We start from the raw sequence: 18261 nt of genomic DNA, 5'->3' as shown, positions 1-18261 counted from the left end.
TTTTATTTATACATTAATGCCTCACCTGTTTTATAATACCCATCCATCACATCTTCTGGCACCATACTACCGCCCGTTCCCCATACAATATGAGTACCTTTTTTCATCTCCTTCATTAACTGTTGCTCTTGTAAATACGCATCTTCTTTACATACTTTTACTGGTCCTATCATACCAGCTAATGCAGAAGGCTCTAAATAAATATTCTCTGTATCAGCTAGTTCTTTTAACAATCTATATAACTCTTCATCGCTTACTGTGTAATTCCCACTCAAAAATGGTTCTATCGTTTTACCGACAAATCCAGACGGTCTTCCTACCGCTAGTCCGTCCGCGTCTGTTACATTATCAATCCCGATATCTTGAACGGCAATTTTATCATGAAGTCCTGTCATTAAACCGAGTAACATGCATGGAGAATGCGTAGGCTCGGCAAAGAAACAGTGTACGTTGTCTTTATACAATAACTTTAAACCAAATGCGACTCCGCCAGGCCCGCCCCCTACTCCGCATGGTAGATAAACGAATAAGGGATGTTCTTCGTCTACTACAATCTCTAACTCGTCTAATTGTTTTTGTAAACGCGAGGCTGCGACTGCGTATCCTAAAAATAAATCATGCGAGTTTTCATCATCTACAAAATAACAGCTAGGATCAGCATCTGCTTGCCTTCTTCCTTCTTCTACAGCTTTACTATAATCAGCTTCATATTCAATAACATTTACACCTTTACTTCTTAATAAATCTTTTTTCCATTGTTTCGCGTCTGCTGACATATGAACCGTTACGTTAAAACCTAGTTTCGCACTCATAATCCCAATGCTTAGCCCTAAATTACCTGTAGAACCTACAGCAATTGAGTATTTTGCAAAAAACTCTCTACATGTATCACTATCTAAAATGGAATAATCATCTTCTTCTGTTAACATACCATGCTGCAAAGCTAATTGTTCAGCATGTTTCAACACTTCATAAATGCCGCCTCTAGCTTTAATTGATCCTGATATTGGGAGATGGCTATCACATTTTAATAATAATTCTCCTAAAATAGGTTGCTCGTAATTTTTCTCTAAAGCTTGTTTCATAGAAGGGATTTTCAATAAAGGTGATTCAATGATGCCTTTCGTCTCTTTCGTTTCAGGAAAAACTTTCGCAATGTATGATGCAAAACGCTTTAACCTCTCCTCCGCATCTTTTACATTCTCTTCACTGAGTGGCGAATCTTTTATTGCCGTTTCATACTTTTCCATGTTCGGATTCACCCAAAACACTTCTTCTGTTGCGATTAATTTATTTAAGAGTGGATATCCCTCTTTTAATTTCTCTATTCCCTTCATTCTCTTCCTCCTCATCACCTTGTAGCTTACGATTTAATAAATTATAATTAAATTAATTTTAATATAGTTTAACATAAATTTTTTCACTTTAGTTAATTTTAATTTAATTTATTTAAATATAATTTAATAATTAGTAAGGAGATTTTCATTATGGAAAATATAGATATTGGTAAAAAAATTGAAAAACAAAGAAAAGAAAAAGGTTTAACGAGTAAAGAACTTGCAAAGATGGCTGATATTACACCATCTATGTTAAGTCAAATTGAGCGTGGATCTGCTAACCCTTCTATCCAAACATTAAAAGTACTCGCTAAAGCTCTTGATGTTCCAACATTTAGCTTTTTACTTGAAGATACAAATACAGACGATTTAATTGTACGTTCTCATAAACGAAAAAAAATGATTATCGATAATTTATCATATGAAATGCTATCACCTGATTTCACAGGAAATTTAGCAACAGCAATTATGACCGTCCCGCCGAATACAGCTTCGTCAGAAAATGTGCTAGAACATAAAGGTGAAGAATTAGCATATGTATTAGAAGGGAAAATCACATTACATTTAAATGAAGAAGAGTACATATTAGAAACGGGTGATAGCGTAAAAATACCCGCTTATTTAAAACATAAATGGGTAAATCAATTCGAGAAAAATGCCATTGTTTTATTTTCTGTTACTCCGCCGATTTTTTAATAGATGTAATAAAAATAGCCACGTGCGGATTCCTCCGTACATGGCTATTTTTATCTTTTCGGCACGAACAAAATCCCTAAACTCATAACACAAAAACTTAGTATTTGCTGCATCGATAAACCAAATAGAACCGAATTCTGTTCACTAACAAGCGAAATAATAATATGAGCAAACCCCTCAATAATTAGAAAAACACTTATATTCTTTCCATTTCCAAGCCTTTCATTTTTCATCCATAACAAGCCCACTATACAAAGAGCCAGAATGATCTCGTATACGAATATAGGATGATATAAAAAATTAGATTCATATACTTTCACACCCCAAGGCAATGTCGTTTGTACTCCTACTTTTTGGTGGAATAGAAAATAAAAAATAATACTCATACATAGCGCAATAGGTAATGCATCAAGTAAAGTACGAAGCGAAAATTGCCCCTTTTTACTTTTCGAAACAATGTATACACTTGCAATTATGCATCCTACTACAATATGTTTCGTACTTCCTATAGCTAATAATGCTTGCAGTGGCGACCTAATAGCCCATACTGGATTTAAAATTGCCGGTGCAAATTTCCATACAAATACGATGATAAGAAAAGCATTTGTTACTGCATCCATCATTTTTTCATATGGTACACTTTCGTTCTTCATCTTTCGTTTCATCAACATAAATCCAAATAGACTTCCAATTATAAGAGATACGGGTTGTAACCTCACGATCCACTCCATCACTATGAAATCCCCTCTTAACTCTCAATTAATTTCTTGAATTTCTCTTCTAATTGATCTGGAGGTAGTACGCCTCGTACTTGCTCTACGATAATTCCATCTTTATTAACAAAAAATGTCGTTGGTAAAGAAAACACTTTATAATCTAATCCGGCTACTCCGTCCATATCTAGTAAAACAGGAAACTTAAATCCGTGACGATCCGCAAAAGCGCTCGCTTCTTGCACTGGATCTCCTATTGTTGCATTTACCGCAAAGATTTCAACATCCTTTTTATATTTATCATACATACGAACTAAGTCAGGTGCCTCCATTTCACATGGACCACACCATGATGCCCAAAAATTAATAAGATATGGTTTACCTTTTGCATCATTTAACGAATACAGCTTCCCGTCTAATCCTTTTAATGTTATGTCTGGTGCTTTAAATCCTACTTGTGGTAATACTTCTGTTTTCTGTAATTCCGCTTGTTTCGCTTTTCTTTCTGTTTCTTCTTTCTTTGCATTATAAAAATTAACTCCGGCCCAAATTAGTGCTCCGGCTAGTATAATAGCAATTAGTTTCTTCACTTTTCTTCCTCCCAAAACACTACATAAAGTAGTGTTAATTCTTAAAAAAAAAGAGGCTATATGCACTCTCCGACAATCAGTACAACCGACATACAGAATAAACCTAATGTTACATATACCGAATTCGTATGTAACGGAATAGTAAGCTTAACAACTTTTTCATGTAACACTTGCTCGATTCGTAAATTTATTGCTGTTTTTGCAAATGAAGCTGTAACACATCGATTTTCCATTGTCTTTATTTTAATTAATTTTAATAACGCGCTACCTAACTCAAACGAAGACTCCATTTTTTGCATCGCATATTTATCAGCAGCTAGCTCCTGATACGTGTGATACCGCTGTAACAACCCTTTTAATATCGGTATGTACATCATTCCTTCTGCTAATAACGTAAAACAAAATAATTTTAGCGGATCTCGATTGTTTTGATGATATTCTTCATGAAAAATAATCGCATCCATTTCTTCATCTGAAAATGTTTGAAGCATCCCTTCTGACATGACAATTTTCGGACGAAATAACCCAATTGTAAATGCCGCAACTTCCGCAGTCGGCAATATATATATTTGTTTTCCTTTTCGAACGAAAGGAATAAGTACTTTTTGTAATCTTTTAGTATCGAAAAATTGTCGCCACATTCTTTTGCACACGATAAACACTGTAAGTAGTAGAAATCCAGCGATTATAATACGAATGAGCGATAATTCTTTCATATGTTTTTCTAACTGAAACAAGCAAAAATTTGAAAGAAAGAACGCCTTATTTTGAAAAAGAAATGGATATGTAACGTAATACACTAACATACTGAAAAAGACGGTACTAACAATTACTGCTAACAATACGATTTTACGCATTTGCCATTTCATTTCATTAATCCTCTTTTTTTAACTGACTCAATTTATCTTCTAACTTTTTTATTAAAGTCGGATCAACTTGCTCTAACTCATCTAGCATATGATTTACAACCAAATCTCCAAATTCCCCCATCAATTCCTGTGTCATTTTCTTCGTTTGATTGGATAAGAATTCTTCTTTTGTTTGTACAGCACGATATATGCCACTTCTTTTCACAGTCTGTTTTTCTAAATGTAATTTCTCTACTAACCTGTTCATAACTGTCATCACAGTATTAAAATTCACAGGTGATTCTTCGCTTAATTTCTGCTGTACTTCTTTAATCGTAATACCCTCGCTAGACCAAACAATCTCCATAATTTTTGCTTCAAGCGGTCCAAAGAAATGATTTAACCCTTGCTCATTTAGCTTATAGTTTTGAGTAAACATCATGCGTCTCCTTTCACACTACGAATTGTAGTATAAATTAATTGAAAGGTCAAACGTAGATGATATATACGAAAATGAACTACCTATAAATACATAGGCAATTCCATTCATTTTAAACCTAATTTTTCTCCAAATGTATCAAAGAGATACTGCTCTAATATTTGTACACTAAATTTCTCATTACGCCCAAGTGCAAACAATTCCCGATTTTTCGCTACGATCGTATCTAACGGGATAACGACATTATCTACTATTTTTGTAATTTCAATGATGTTACTTTTTACATTTACCTCTGTTTTAAATTCAATGTTTTCTAATACGATATGCGAGCGTCTTCCTGATGCAAAAAAAGTAAAGTTAGGATTTTTATAAATACCAATTTCACTCTCTAGCGGATATAAATACTGAAAAATGATATCTCTATGTCCATCTTTTATTATTTTTTCATCCTTCTCATCATCCAAGTATTCCTTCACCTTCGTTGTAAATTCGAATCGAAAATCCACTTTTCTCACGCTCCCTCTTTGTATTTTTATATTAAATAAATATATTGAAATAATTTTACCATATTGTAATACAAGTTCCTATTAAAAGTAAAAACTCATTTGTAAAATCTCTATTATTGCCGATTCCTTTTTAAAGGATAAGTACTCATTCAATATGAATACATGCTTCTTTATATCCATTTAAACATATTGTTTCCATATTTTGAAACAATAGTATGAAGTATTATATATTAATAAATTGTTTCTAATTCATTTCTCAATATAACCAGCCTTTGCTTTACTATTCCGATATATTCAAACTATATTTTCTACTTAATCATTACATCGCAGAAGGAATGTAACTCTCTTCTATCGAATTTTTATATAACGAAAATGATTAGGTGGTGCTTTACTATGAAATTAGCTGTCATTGGTGGCGGTGATTTACAAGATTCAAATCACTCGCCTATTAATGAGCGACTTATAGAATTAACAAATAAACAGTATCCGAAAGTATTATTCATTCCTACAGCTAGTCATGATGATGAAAGCTATATAAAATTATTTTTAGACACATTCGAAAAACAATTACACTGTGACGTACAAATTTTACGTATTATAGCCGATACACCTTCTAAATATGAAATAGACGAAATGATTCAGTCTGCTGATTTAATTTATCTCAGTGGCGGAAACTATATTCAAATGATTTCAGAATGGAAAGAACATAAGCTCGATGAAAAATTACTATCGGCTCTGCAGCAAGGAACGCTCATTGCAGGGTGTAGCGCTGGTGCTATGTGCTGGTTCACATCTAGCATCCGCTCAGATTATGAAGGTTCCGGTTATATAGAGAGCAACGGCTGGGGAATTGTGAACAAAAGGTTTTGTCCACATTATAATCAATTAAATAGAATGAACGCCTTCCATTCCTTTTTACAAAATCATCAAGGGAATATAGAAGGCATTGCACTAGAGGATAATTGTGCCTTATATATTACAGAAGAATCTTTTGAAATTATCGGTGAACCAGAAAAAGCGTGGGAGTTTTATATGAGTGATAACAAACTCATTAGACAACATTTTGATATTACTTTAAAAAGCTATTTGTAACCTACACTTACAAAAAATGTCCCTAAGTATAATAACTTAGGGACATTTTCAATATTTAACTCACTAATCGTGTAATTCGTTTCTTCTGCCATGAAAGCTTATAATATGCATATTGTAGTATTAAACTGACAATAAACGCTGCTGGGTACCCAATCCATATCCCTTCTATGCCAAGACTTGTATGGTAAGAAAGGTAATACGCTACAGGTACTTCTACAAGCCATATTGATACGACGCCGATAACAGTTGGCCATAATACTGTACCACTCGCTCGCATTGTCGCACTAATAATTTGCGCATGCCCGAAAATTAAATAACTCCATAATGTAATCATAACTAGGCTATGAGCAATTTCAATTGTAGTTTGACTCGTTAAAAATAGTGATAGAATGTCTCTTGAGAACAAGTAAATGAGAGATATTAGCACACCACCGATGACGTAGTTCATAATAATTCCGGCCTTCACAACTTTCTGCAATCGATCAAATTGATTCGCACCAATTGATTGGGCAGCAAAAATGGAGACTGTAATACCAAGACTAACTGCTGGCATTTGCACATAACTTGCAACTTGGTTCACAACGCCATAAGCTGCTGTTGCATCCGAACCGTAACGATTTACAAACGCGATTACCGCAATTTCTGATAATGAAACTAATATCATATTAATACTCGCTGGAATACCAAGTCGTAGTAAAAGCTTTAATAACCCCCAATCCATTCGAAGATATTTCCTTACCGTACTATCTAATTGTAGTGGGTGATTTTTTTTCTTTAAATACACTAACATGACAATAAACGTAATAACTGTAGATATAACAGAAGCATAGGCTGCTCCATACACATCTAATTTTGGAGCACCTAACCATCCAAAAATAAGGATTGGTAATAAGATCATATTTAGCGCTGTACTTACAATTAAAAAGTAAAATGGCGTTTTAGAATCTCCTGTACCTCTCATAAACGTTGTGTATGCGAAATATAAAAATAAGATTGGCATCGATATAAATAAAATACGTGCATAATGTACACTTATTTCAATAATATTTTCTGGCGTCCCCATAAGGCGCATAATATCCATCGCAAAAATACTACCTACTATCGCTAACACAACTCCAATAATAAAGGTAAATGTTAGCGTCGTACCAACAATCGCTTTTAAACGATCTTCGTTTTTTGCCCCAAACGCCTGACCAATTAAAATGGAACTCCCTGAACCAATACCAATTACGAATGAAACAAGTAAGAAAAATAATGGGAAGAATGCCGATATGGCCGCTAAATCATTCACTCCAAGCCATCTTCCTACTACTACCATACCGAATAATTGTCCAACTGATTGTAGTACATTACTTAATAGTAACGGTACTAAAAACATGGACATCGATTTCCAAATCGGTTTACTCTCACTTTCTAACTTATGTGACTCCGCACCTTCTTTATTGTTATTTGTAGGTGGTTTCAAATTTCATTTCTCCTTTTATTAAAAATCTGTTTTTCAACTTCTATCTCTTTGTATAGTTGTTATAACGATGTGCTTCTATTCATTTTCTTGTCCCTATATTATAACTTCACCCAATATTGGCTTCCATCAGCTGTTCTATCTAAAAACCCGTATTCGATTAAATATCTTCTCAAAGTTACAAAATCCGGATATACGCTTTCTATAATAGCATTTACTTCTTTTTCAGTGTACTTTTTATGACTATCAAACTTCGTCACTAAATGACGTAATATAATTAATTTACGCTTTTGCTTTTTTGGAAATTTAGAAAGCGGTCCATCTAATCCCTCTGTAAAATGTGTTTTTAACACTTCATCATTTTCTTCTTCTGTAATATTGTAACGATCATCTACCATCGTTGCTGTTCTATGAATGGGTACAAATTTCGTTTGTACTTTTGATTTTTCTTCTGACAGTTCCATTAACGCTAAAAACACTTTCGCTTGCTTCATTTTCTCTCGAAGTGTAAACCGATGATTGCGGATGGTTGAAGTACTTCCGCCATCCATCTCTTTCACAATCTCTTTATCATTCAGCCCCATATGGAAAAACTGAACCATCTTCTTTTGCAAATCCGTTAAACCCGTATACTTCTTATCAAGGTTTAATAAATAGTCAAACATAGATGTATGTTCGTTTTGCACATGCAATTGTACAAACTTCTCTGCTTCATACAAAACTTGATTATCTTGATAAATAACACCCTTAATAAACGTTTCTCCACAAGCTAAACAAATATACTCTTCCGTTTCCTCATCAAACACATACCCTTTTTTCAATTCCTCTACCGACGCATCCCAAAACTTCTCTGAAATATCGCTCATACTAAACACTCCTTTAAAATGTCCGTTTTAAAATAAACAAATTCCAATAACGTTTATTACCACTTCATCATCTTAACATAAACGAAATAAACATTTCAATGTTTCGTTTACCTATTTTTCAAACCTTTATAAAAAATGTCTATAAAATATTCTTTAAAAAGGACATGAAGCAATAAAAAGCGAATGTATTTAATAAATAAATTACGATAGGATGTGAAACAAAACATGACTATTCTGCACGACCCTTGGTTTACTGTTAAACAAATTGCTCAAAATACATATGCAATTAGTGAATATGGAGATTGGGAGAAAGTACATTCAATTTTAACTACAAAAAAGGTGTTTCCGTATAAGAAAACACCTTTTACTTTTTATATATTCTATTTAAAGTCTCAACTAAAACCTTACTTGCTTGTACAAATGTATGCTTTCGGTTTCTATCTTCAACAAATGTATTAGCACAACTCCCCATAATCATCATACAACTAATTATGACTAACACTATCTTTCTATTCTTGTAAGTCACTTCATGCCACTCCACTATTACAAAACTTCTTTTGAATGTATCCCATCAAGAAATTTTACATGAATAATAAAACGTGTGAATATGCAATTATGCATATTCACACGTTTTATTACAATGTTATGATTTAATTTAGTTAAAGTACACATATACCGAGGTGACTAACTTGAAATTTAAAGCGAAAAAAAATCCATTTCACGTCATTTTTATTACATTATTTATCATGATTTTTTTCATTTCACTATTTTTCCAAAATGAAAATTCTATTTTTTTCACCCTCATGATGCTGCTAAATATCGTGAATCTTTCTTCATTCTATTTCTCTCACTACAACGTAACAGAATCATCTCTTTTCGTAAAACATGGTTTCATACTACGTACTGAAATTCCCTTTGAAGATATTCGCCACATTAAATACTCTGGTAAAAAACTTCATTCAAAGAAATGGACTAGACAGCAATTAGAAATCCATTATAATTTATTCGACTCTGTGACAACTTTCGTACCACAAGAAGAAGAAAAATTCATTGCACTTTTAAAAGAAAACTGCCCACATATGAAAATATTGAATATGTCTGCTAACAAATAATATATTTTGGCATTTACAGTAATAAAAAAACCAAGATTCTAAACAAAGAATCTTGGCGTTTTTATTACTCTTTCGGAGCAATCATTTTTTTCGGATCGACAATTTCATCAAATTGTGCTTCTGTTAGTAATCCAGATTGCAATGCTGCTTCTTTTAAAGTTAACCCTTGTTTATGAGCATGCTTCGCAATTTTCGCTGCATTTTCATATCCGATATGCGGATTTAATGCTGTAACAAGCATTAATGAACGATTCACATTCTCTTTAATGACTTCTTCATCTGCTTCAATACCAACTGCACAATTATCATTAAATGAAACAATTGCATCTGCTAATAAGTGAGCAGATTGTAAGAAGTTATATGCAATAACAGGTTTAAATACATTTAACTCAAAATTGCCTTGGCTCGCTGCAAATCCGATTGTTGCGTCATTTCCCATCACTTGTGCTACAACCATCGTTAACGCTTCACTTTGCGTTGGATTTACTTTACCTGGCATAATAGAGCTTCCTGGCTCATTTGCTGGAATAATAATTTCTCCTAGCCCACTACGTGGACCACTTGCCAGCCAGCGCACATCGTTAGCAATTTTCATTAAATCCGCTGCTAATGCTTTTAATGCCCCATGCGTATATACAACTTCATCATGACTCGTTAATGCATGGAATTTATTTGGTGCAGAAATAAATTGCTTACCTGTAAATTGGCTAATTTCCTCAGATACCATCTCACCAAATTTAGGATGGGCGTTTATACCTGTTCCAACTGCAGTACCACCAATCGCAAGCTCTTTCATATATGTATTGCTCTCTGCAATCATACGCTCTGTTTTTTCAAGCATACGGTGCCATCCACTAATTTCTTGTCCTAATGTTAACGGTGTCGCATCTTGTAAATGTGTACGACCAATTTTTATAATATGTTCAAATGCTTTTACTTTTTCTGCTAACGTTTCTTTTAATTTCGTAATTGCTGGTAACACGTGATTTTCTACTGCGAGTACACATGCTACATGAAGCGCAGTTGGGAAAGTATCATTTGAACTTTGAGACATGTTCACATCATCATTCGGATGAATATGTACGTCAAATCCTTTCTCTTTCAAAATTTGATTCCCTCGGTTTGCAATTACTTCATTCACATTCATGTTTGACTGAGTACCACTACCTGTTTGCCATACGACAAGTGGAAAATGTTCATTCCATTTCCCTGCTATCACTTCGTCAGCTGCTGTCACAATTGCTTCTGCTTTTTCTTCTGATAGCTTTCCTAATTTTTTATTAGTAAGTGCTGCACTCTTCTTTAAAATGGCAAATGCTTTTACAATTTCAAGCGGCATTTGCTCTGTTCCAATCGGGAAGTTTTCTTTACTACGTTGTGTTTGTGCTGCCCATAATTTATCAGCTGGAACTTTAATTTCTCCTAATGTATCTCTTTCAATTCTGTACTCCATGTTTTCATCCCCTTGAAAATATAATACCTACATTTCTTATAATAACAGACTTCCCTTTAAATGATAAGAATTCTCACTCATATAAATAGATATTTTATATTTATTTTAAAAACTCCTCTTGACCTAAACTTAAGTTTAGGTTGTATTCTTTCCTTTGTAACCTACTATAACAATACTGGAGGAATTCAATATGAAAAAGTATGTTTTCATAATAAAAAATCACCTTCTACAACACGTAGAAGGTGATTTTTTATTATGACGCTTCTTTTCCTTTTTCAGCATCATCTACATACCAAATGAACTTGCCTGTATATCCGTAAATAACTGCTAAAATTAACGATACGAAGCTTAACCACATAAATGGAATGTATGATATCGTCGCAACACCTAAAATACCAGCCATAAAAATACCGTTATCCGACCATGGAACCATACCTGAAGTTAATGTTCCACCTACTTCTGAGTTACGCGCTAATACGCGGCGGTCGATTTTTAGTTTATCATAACTTTCTTGCATAATTTTCGGTGTTAAAATAAGTGATACGTACATCGCACATCCAAATATGTTCGCTAAAAATGCAACGATTAATGTAGATAATGTTACATTACCAGCAGAATTTAATTTCTTTTCGAATTTTGATACGATTACTTTTAAAACACCTAATTTTTCAAGTAATCCACCAAACCCTAAACCGAAAATAATTACGGCTACTGAACCGAGCATACCGTTAATTCCGCCACGGTTTAATAACTTATCGACAAACTCAACGCCTGATTGAATTGAGAATCCGTTATATGCTGTTCCAATTGCGTCTCCAAAGTGCATTCCTTGGAAAACAGTTGCCCAAATTGCGCCAAGTAAAGCTCCCATTGCAATTGTAGGCATAGAAGGCTTCTTCATTGCTAATAGGACAATGACAATAATCGCCGGAACTAACATCCATATTTTAATATCAAAGTGTTTTAATAATGATTCCTTTAAAAATTCTACTCGATTTAAATCTACGTTATCTCCGCCATACATCCAACCAGCTACAGTAAACATAATGCTAGTAATAATATACGCTGGAACGTCTAATACAAGCATAGCTCGTACGTGTGCAATAACATCTACTTTTGCCATAGATGCTGCAAGTACTGTACTATCAGAAAGTGGCGATAATTTATCCCCGAAATAAGCACCTGAAAGAACTGCACCAGCAACAAGTGGTAATGGTAACCCAAGACCTTCACCAATCGCCATCATAGCAATACCTGCTGTTCCTACCGTTCCCCAAGATGTTCCTGTTGCGATAGAAGTGATCGAACAAATAATTAATGTTGCTAATAGGAATATACTAGGGTGAATAAATTCTAATCCATAATAAATTAATGTTGGTACTATCCCACCAGCAATCCATGTTCCAATTAAAGCACCTACTGCAACTAAAATGAGTATTGCTTCTAATCCGTTAGAAATCCCTTTCGTAATTGCATCTTGCAATTCTTGATAACGAAATCCTAATCTTAATCCAAGCGCAATTACTAAAAACCATGAAATAAATAGCGCTAATTGAATTGGGAGATCAAAAATCGTTTGGAAGGAAAAGACAACAGCAAGAAATAATAATAAAAGAACTATGATTTCTAGCATCGATGGTAATCTTACACTTTTCATTTTTTTCTCTCCTTACAAGTCGATAACATGACGTGTGTCGTCTTACATGTATGTAATATACAATTAGCGAAGACAAAACAAAATTTTCATATTATTTCGATTTATTTTTCCAGTATAATATATTGGACACCTTTTCTATTGTAAAAGTAGATGCTACTTTTCGCAATGGAAAATATAAAAAATGTTACATTTTTTATATTTAACAATCAAAGAGTAACTTTTTTAATATTTGCCAACATAAAACTTTTTACTATTATCCTCACCGTTTAAAGGAATATCATTATTCCCCACACAAAAAAGCACGCATCATTCAAATGATGCATGCTCCACTTTTATTTATACATATTTTGTATTTCTTCTTTATTTTGAAGTATTTCCACAAACTTATCGCTACAACCTTTCGGAAATAATACGCCGAGTCCATATGAATGCTGGAACTGAAAATGAGGGTGCTTTGCTGTGACTTCATCCCAAAACTTATACACGCCGAAGTTTCGATCTTTTACCTCAATATCATGAAATAACACAATACCGTTATTCGCAAGTTTCGGTAACCATGTTTTATAATCATGAGAAACTGCTTCATACGTATGATAGCCATCAATATGCAACAAATTTATCGTTCCATCTTGAAATTGATCAACAGCCTCATCAAAAGTAGATTTAATTAAATTACCTATATTGGGATAGCTCATTTTCACCACTTTATCTACAATTTGGAAAACACCTTCTCCATATGGACCTGTATGCCCGTCTCCTGTCCAAGTATCTACAGCATAACATTTTGTAGCTAATCCCCCATCCTTTACCCCTTGACAAAAACTGAAAAAAGAAGCGCCTAAATGTGTACCTAGCTCAACTAATATTTCTGGTTTTTCAAATCTTACTAAATCGTATGCGAACTCCAAATGCCCAAGCCACGCAGTATTCGCACGAATAAATGGACTAAAATTATCAAATTCAAATGTTGGTTTATGAGTAACCCAGTTCATCGCGTATCTCCTTCTACACATATTTTTAACAAACCAAATTACTCTTATCTTTATTTTTTTATCCGCTTGATTATGATTTAATTTTATAATTTTCTCTCACTTTATTTAACCTGCTCGCTTGTATCGTAAATATAACTGGAACTATTCAAATCTCCACCATACAACACAGAAATTTCAGTTTATTTTTTATTCATTTCGTGATATATTGCATATTGTATATAATATATTTCCTGAAAGGAGGACTCTATACATGATGGATCCAAATCGTTTAAAAGGAATCATTATGGTTGTCATCGGTGCTTGTTTATGGGGCTTGTCCGGAACAGCTGCACAACAACTTTTTCAATATGACAATATTTCTACTGAATGGTTAGTTACAATTCGATTGCTTATATCGGGCGTTATCTTACTCATTATTTCATCATTCGGAACGAGAAAAAAAGAAATATTCAGCATATGGAAACAAAGATCTGATGCTACTAAAATGATATTGTTTGGCCTATTCGGTATGCTTGCTGTACAATACACGTACTTCGCTTCTATTAAAGAAGGAAATGCTGCCGTTGCAACATTATTGCAATATTTAGCTCCTATATTTATTACTGTATACTTACTTTTCAAATGGAACGTTCGTCCATCAAAAATTGATTTTATTTCAATTGCCCTTTCATTAGTAGGCACTTTTCTCTTACTAACAAACGGGTCTGTTCATAACTTAGCTGTTTCTACACCAGCTATCGTTTGGGGTATTTTATCTGGATTATCTCTTGCTTTTTATAGTTTATATTCAAAAGAATTACTAGATAGATGGTCTTCCTCAGTTATCGTTGGATGGGGCATGATTATTGGGGGTATGGGTGTAACGATTGTACACTTTATTACTACGAAAGAATTCATTTTATTGTCAACGATGAAATATGTAAAACTAAATACCTTACCGCTCATCACATTTGTCATCATTTTCGGAACACTTATTGCCTTTTATTTATACTTAGACAGCATACGATACTTAACCCCGAAAGAAACGACATTATTCGGTTGTACAGAACCACTCGCAGCTATTATTTCTTCTGTACTTATATTACATGTACCGTTTCAATCTTTTCAGTTATTAGGGGCTTTTTGTGTCATTGTAATGGTGCTTATCTTAAGCCAAAAACCGGATGAAGGGAAACCTGAATTAAAGCTTGTTCATCAGAAAAAGGAAAATATACAATGAAAGGATTGAATTCACTATGCCTATCCCTCAAAATAATAAAAAACTAGGAAGAGTTTCAGCAAAATCACTCGTTTTAAATCAACTACAAGATTGGATTATTGAAGGTGTACTGAAGCCCGATGAAAAAATTAATGATGGGGAACTGGCTGAAGCACTAGGAGTAAGTAGAACACCTGTAAGAGAAGCACTTCAAATATTAGAGCTTTCTGGATTAGTGGAAATGGTACCTGGGCAAAAAACAAAAATTGCTCCTATTCAGTTAGACGACATACCTACTATTTATGAAACGATGGCTGGTCTTCACTCTATTATAGGTAAGCAAGCACTTCAAAACATTACAGACGCTGATCTGAAGCTACTTTCTGAAATAAATGATGACTTTCAGTACTCTATAGAGAAAAAAAACGCAAAACAAGCTTTAGAATTAGATATACAATTTCACAATGCAATTTCTTCTATTGCTAAAAATCAATATATTGAACCCTTTCTAGAAAATATGCAACTTCACGTCTTACGCCTTGAATATTTATTTTTCCAAAACTTTGTTCCAGCAAGTCAATCTATTGATGAACATCACGCTATCATTCAAGCACTGCAGAAGCAGGATGAAAAACAAATGGAACAAATGATGACTCAAAACTGGCTCCGTCCAATGAAAGAAATACAAAAAATAATTTCTACGAAATAGAAAGAGAGCTGGCTACATAAAATCGTAACCAGCTCTTTTTTTACTAATATATATAGTTATGCCTGAATATTTGCATAATCTTCCATATCTTCGTATTCTTTTTCCAATTCCTCTAAAGACAGCTCGTATAATTGTCGATCGCGAATTTTAAACACACCTGCTCCAATTAACTCATCAATTAAATGCCTCTTACGATTTTCAACAGCAAAACGGAGTTGACTACTCATCTTTTAAAAAAACTCCTTTCTACGATTATTGAAAATGATAATCTTTATCAATTACCACTTTTGATTATAAAAGATGACTCTTTATAAGTAAAGTAATTTCATGAAATATTTACCTTACAAAGTATTTGTGGCCACATTATATATATGTATGCTGCGCGAAAAATGTTATGACACTTTTTCTTATCCTTTTTCTTTCATACTTTGCAAGTTGTCTCACTATGATGAAATTCACCATCTATTTCTACTTGAATGGTGACATGTTCTACATGAAACTTCTCTTTTAATACTTCCGTAGCCCCTTTTAATACACTTTGTGTTTCATTTCCTTGAATAATCAAGTGGCAAGTTAATACTTGAAAATCCGATGTGACAGACCATATGTGCAAATCATGAACTTCTTTTACAATCGTAATATTTAACAATGTACTTTTTACCTCTTCAACATTTATGTTCTGCGGTGCACCTTCCATTAATATATGGACCGTATCACGTGTTACACGCCATCCACTAATAATGACTAAAATAGACACAAGAATACTAGCAATCGCATCTGCAGCAGTCCATCCGAAAAATTTAATAAGTAACGCAGCAGTAATCGCTCCGACTGATCCTAATAAATCGCCTAATACGTGTAAGAAAGCACTTCTTAAATTTAAATTACCCTTCACATCTCCGCCTCTCATTAATATCCCAGCTGATAAAATATTAATAAGCAGACCAAGTACAGCAATAATAAGCATTCCATTACTAGCAATCTCAACTGGCTCTTTAAAACGGCGAATTGCTTCAATAAAAATGTATATTGAAATGACAATAAGGACGACACCGTTACATAATGCCGCTAACATTTCGACTCGCTTATATCCATATGTTTTCGCAGTTGTTGCTGTTTTTTCTCCGAGTTTAAACGCAAGTAAACTTAAAGCTAAAGATACTGCATCACTTAGCATATGCCCCGCGTCAGATAGTAGTGCTAAGCTATTTGTTACAAATCCCCCAATAACTTCAGCAATCATAAAACTTGTTGTTAGTAAAAATGCAAGTAATAACGCTTTTTTATTATTAGAATTACCATGATTATGTGAATGCCCCATACTAATGCTCCTTTAAGGATAATATCTGTACATTAGTATGAAACAAACTCCCCATCTTTATCCCGCTTCCTCTGTATAAACACTTCGCTACATTTCAAACAAGTCCTTTTTCTCAACAAAAAATAAGACTACTTCTTTTTCAGCTTCATATTGTTTACTAATGAAAGAATTTTTAAGGAGGTTACGAAAATGAAACGTTTATTTCTCTGTATGGAACGTGAACTTGTTGTAGTGAAAGAACGATATGGTAACTATGAAGCGGCGTATCACTTACAAAATATGCAACCTACCTGTATCGCTGTTGATCCATTTCAAAAAAATCGTGTATATTGCGGCACTTTTGGACGAGGTCTCTGGTTAAGTGACGATAGCGGAGATTCATGGAGACCAATCGGAGATTCTTATCGTTACTTTGATTTTCCAAAAGAAGATGGTATTTTACATTCTTCGATCACTTCCATTACGATAAGCCCGAATGAACAAGTTAACGGATATGGCGTCGTTTATGTCGGCACAGAACCGAGCGCTTTATTCCGTTCAGAAAATGGTGGGGAAACGTGGACGGAACTAAAAAATATGAAATCATTATTATCTTCTTATACGTGGGCTTTCCCTCCTAGACCTTTTACTCATCACATACGTTGGATTACGGTTGATCCAAACAATCCAAATACAATCTACGTTTCAATCGAAGCTGGTGCCGTTATTCAAAGTAACGATAAAGGGCATACATGGATTGATAAAAAATTCGGTGCTCCTATCGATGCTCATCAATTACTTATGCACCCTGAAGCCCCAAATCGCCTTTATGCATCATGTGGTGACGGATTTATGGGCGGACCTGATCGCGCATATCTTGAAAGTTATAACAGTGGAAACAGCTGGATTTCATGTAGTGATGGACTTGAACATCATTATTTATATAGCATGGCTATCGATCCAGCTGATTGTAATACAATTCTCGTTTCTGCCGCACCGAGTGCAGATCTCGCTCATCACCGTATTCCTTATGAATCTTATATTTATCGTAAAACGAAAGATACTCCGTTCCAGCAAGTACAACAAGGACTACCATCTGCAATCGGTACAGTCATTTCGATGTTTGCGACAAACGAAGCCGAACCACATACATTTTACACTTTAAATAACAATGGCGTGTTTCAATCCAATGATAGCGGCGAATCGTGGGAACAACTAAATATTCCTTGGAAAGAGGAATATAAAACGCAGCATCCGCATGCATTACTTGTTACTACTCCTTAACGAAAAA

General features: G+C 34.1%; 20 protein-coding genes. 7 read left to right on the top strand and 13 right to left on the bottom strand.

What is annotated here, in order from left to right; translation table 11 throughout:
- Positions 1 to 2: 2 nt before the first annotated feature.
- The gene (gene dsdA, locus PSR14_RS09765) at positions 3 to 1337 is read right to left on the bottom strand and encodes a D-serine ammonia-lyase (protein ID WP_048557483.1); all 1335 of its coding nucleotides are present in this window, start codon (positions 1335 to 1337) and stop codon (positions 3 to 5) included.
- Positions 1338 to 1487: 150 nt separating this feature from the next.
- Here dsdA and PSR14_RS09760 point away from each other — a divergent pair, with 150 nt between their 5' ends.
- Positions 1488 to 2033, top strand: coding sequence for a helix-turn-helix domain-containing protein (locus PSR14_RS09760; RefSeq protein WP_000427642.1), 546 nt, complete (start codon positions 1488 to 1490; stop codon positions 2031 to 2033).
- Between the two features lie 50 nt (positions 2034 to 2083).
- Here the strand turns inward: PSR14_RS09760 and PSR14_RS09755 are convergent, their stop codons facing one another.
- The 5 genes from PSR14_RS09755 to PSR14_RS09735 all read right to left on the bottom strand — a co-directional run bounded on the left by PSR14_RS09755 (position 2084) and on the right by PSR14_RS09735 (position 5129).
- Entirely contained in the window at positions 2084 to 2764 is a 681-nt protein-coding gene (locus PSR14_RS09755) for a prolipoprotein diacylglyceryl transferase family protein (RefSeq protein ID WP_000454864.1), read from the bottom strand.
- A 17-nt stretch (positions 2765 to 2781) separates the two neighbouring features.
- On the bottom strand, positions 2782 to 3336 hold the full coding sequence (locus PSR14_RS09750) for a TlpA disulfide reductase family protein (RefSeq protein ID WP_098487003.1): 555 nt from the start codon (positions 3334 to 3336) through the stop codon (positions 2782 to 2784).
- A gap of 56 nt (positions 3337 to 3392) precedes the next feature.
- Entirely contained in the window at positions 3393 to 4205 is an 813-nt protein-coding gene (locus PSR14_RS09745) for a M56 family metallopeptidase (RefSeq protein ID WP_000871960.1), read from the bottom strand.
- A gap of 4 nt (positions 4206 to 4209) precedes the next feature.
- On the bottom strand, positions 4210 to 4623 hold the full coding sequence (locus PSR14_RS09740) for a BlaI/MecI/CopY family transcriptional regulator (RefSeq protein ID WP_000495065.1): 414 nt from the start codon (positions 4621 to 4623) through the stop codon (positions 4210 to 4212).
- A gap of 107 nt (positions 4624 to 4730) precedes the next feature.
- Complete coding sequence (locus PSR14_RS09735) at positions 4731 to 5129, bottom strand: DUF3942 family protein (protein ID WP_000347533.1); 399 nt, start codon at positions 5127 to 5129, stop codon at positions 4731 to 4733.
- Positions 5130 to 5522: 393 nt separating this feature from the next.
- Here PSR14_RS09735 and PSR14_RS09730 point away from each other — a divergent pair, with 393 nt between their 5' ends.
- Entirely contained in the window at positions 5523 to 6221 is a 699-nt protein-coding gene (locus PSR14_RS09730) for a peptidase E (protein ID WP_000762143.1), read from the top strand.
- A 55-nt stretch (positions 6222 to 6276) separates the two neighbouring features.
- On the opposite strand, the gene PSR14_RS09725 is transcribed toward PSR14_RS09730, so the two are convergent.
- Positions 6277 to 7686, bottom strand: a complete 1410-nt coding sequence (locus tag PSR14_RS09725) for an MATE family efflux transporter (protein WP_000804168.1) — start codon at positions 7684 to 7686, stop codon at positions 6277 to 6279.
- 98 nt (positions 7687 to 7784) lie between these two features.
- Positions 7785 to 8549 (bottom strand): DUF2087 domain-containing protein, encoded by a 765-nt coding sequence (locus PSR14_RS09720; protein ID WP_001280289.1) that lies wholly within the window; start codon positions 8547 to 8549, stop codon positions 7785 to 7787.
- A gap of 225 nt (positions 8550 to 8774) precedes the next feature.
- Between PSR14_RS09720 and PSR14_RS09715 the strand changes: the two genes are divergently transcribed.
- The gene (locus PSR14_RS09715; protein WP_002193851.1) at positions 8775 to 9008 is read left to right on the top strand and encodes a hypothetical protein; all 234 of its coding nucleotides are present in this window, start codon (positions 8775 to 8777) and stop codon (positions 9006 to 9008) included.
- 230 nt (positions 9009 to 9238) lie between these two features.
- The gene (locus tag PSR14_RS09710) at positions 9239 to 9661 is read left to right on the top strand and encodes a PH domain-containing protein (protein ID WP_000669080.1); all 423 of its coding nucleotides are present in this window, start codon (positions 9239 to 9241) and stop codon (positions 9659 to 9661) included.
- A gap of 64 nt (positions 9662 to 9725) precedes the next feature.
- Here PSR14_RS09710 and fumC read toward each other — a convergent pair whose 3' ends face one another.
- From fumC to PSR14_RS09695, 3 genes are all read right to left on the bottom strand, one after another.
- Positions 9726 to 11114 (bottom strand): class II fumarate hydratase, encoded by a 1389-nt coding sequence (fumC, locus tag PSR14_RS09705; RefSeq protein WP_000456628.1) that lies wholly within the window; start codon positions 11112 to 11114, stop codon positions 9726 to 9728.
- 253 nt (positions 11115 to 11367) lie between these two features.
- On the bottom strand, positions 11368 to 12771 hold the full coding sequence (gene nhaC, locus PSR14_RS09700; protein ID WP_000843974.1) for a Na+/H+ antiporter NhaC: 1404 nt from the start codon (positions 12769 to 12771) through the stop codon (positions 11368 to 11370).
- A 332-nt stretch (positions 12772 to 13103) separates the two neighbouring features.
- A complete protein-coding gene (locus PSR14_RS09695) occupies positions 13104 to 13763 on the bottom strand; it encodes a class I SAM-dependent methyltransferase (protein WP_001104680.1) in 660 nt (219 codons plus the stop codon).
- Between the two features lie 253 nt (positions 13764 to 14016).
- Between PSR14_RS09695 and PSR14_RS09690 the strand changes: the two genes are divergently transcribed.
- Entirely contained in the window at positions 14017 to 14982 is a 966-nt protein-coding gene (locus PSR14_RS09690; RefSeq protein WP_048557544.1) for a DMT family transporter, read from the top strand.
- A gap of 16 nt (positions 14983 to 14998) precedes the next feature.
- The gene (locus PSR14_RS09685; RefSeq protein WP_002163700.1) at positions 14999 to 15670 is read left to right on the top strand and encodes a GntR family transcriptional regulator; all 672 of its coding nucleotides are present in this window, start codon (positions 14999 to 15001) and stop codon (positions 15668 to 15670) included.
- Positions 15671 to 15726: 56 nt separating this feature from the next.
- Here the strand turns inward: PSR14_RS09685 and fbpA are convergent, their stop codons facing one another.
- Positions 15727 to 15897: a Fur-regulated basic protein FbpA gene (gene fbpA, locus PSR14_RS09680; RefSeq protein ID WP_000098302.1), complete on the bottom strand. Its 171-nt coding sequence runs from the start codon at positions 15895 to 15897 to the stop codon at positions 15727 to 15729.
- A gap of 194 nt (positions 15898 to 16091) precedes the next feature.
- Positions 16092 to 16991, bottom strand: coding sequence for a cation diffusion facilitator family transporter (locus PSR14_RS09675; protein ID WP_048557482.1), 900 nt, complete (start codon positions 16989 to 16991; stop codon positions 16092 to 16094).
- Positions 16992 to 17180: 189 nt separating this feature from the next.
- Between PSR14_RS09675 and PSR14_RS09670 the strand changes: the two genes are divergently transcribed.
- Positions 17181 to 18254, top strand: a complete 1074-nt coding sequence (locus PSR14_RS09670; protein WP_098487006.1) for a glycosyl hydrolase — start codon at positions 17181 to 17183, stop codon at positions 18252 to 18254.
- The last annotated feature ends 7 nt before the right edge of the window (positions 18255 to 18261 follow it).

Source organism: Bacillus sp. A01H, assembly GCF_045277205.1.
GTDB classification, from domain to species: domain Bacteria; phylum Bacillota; class Bacilli; order Bacillales; family Bacillaceae_G; genus Bacillus_A; species Bacillus_A paranthracis.
This window is presented reverse-complemented; position numbering and strand designations above follow the sequence as displayed.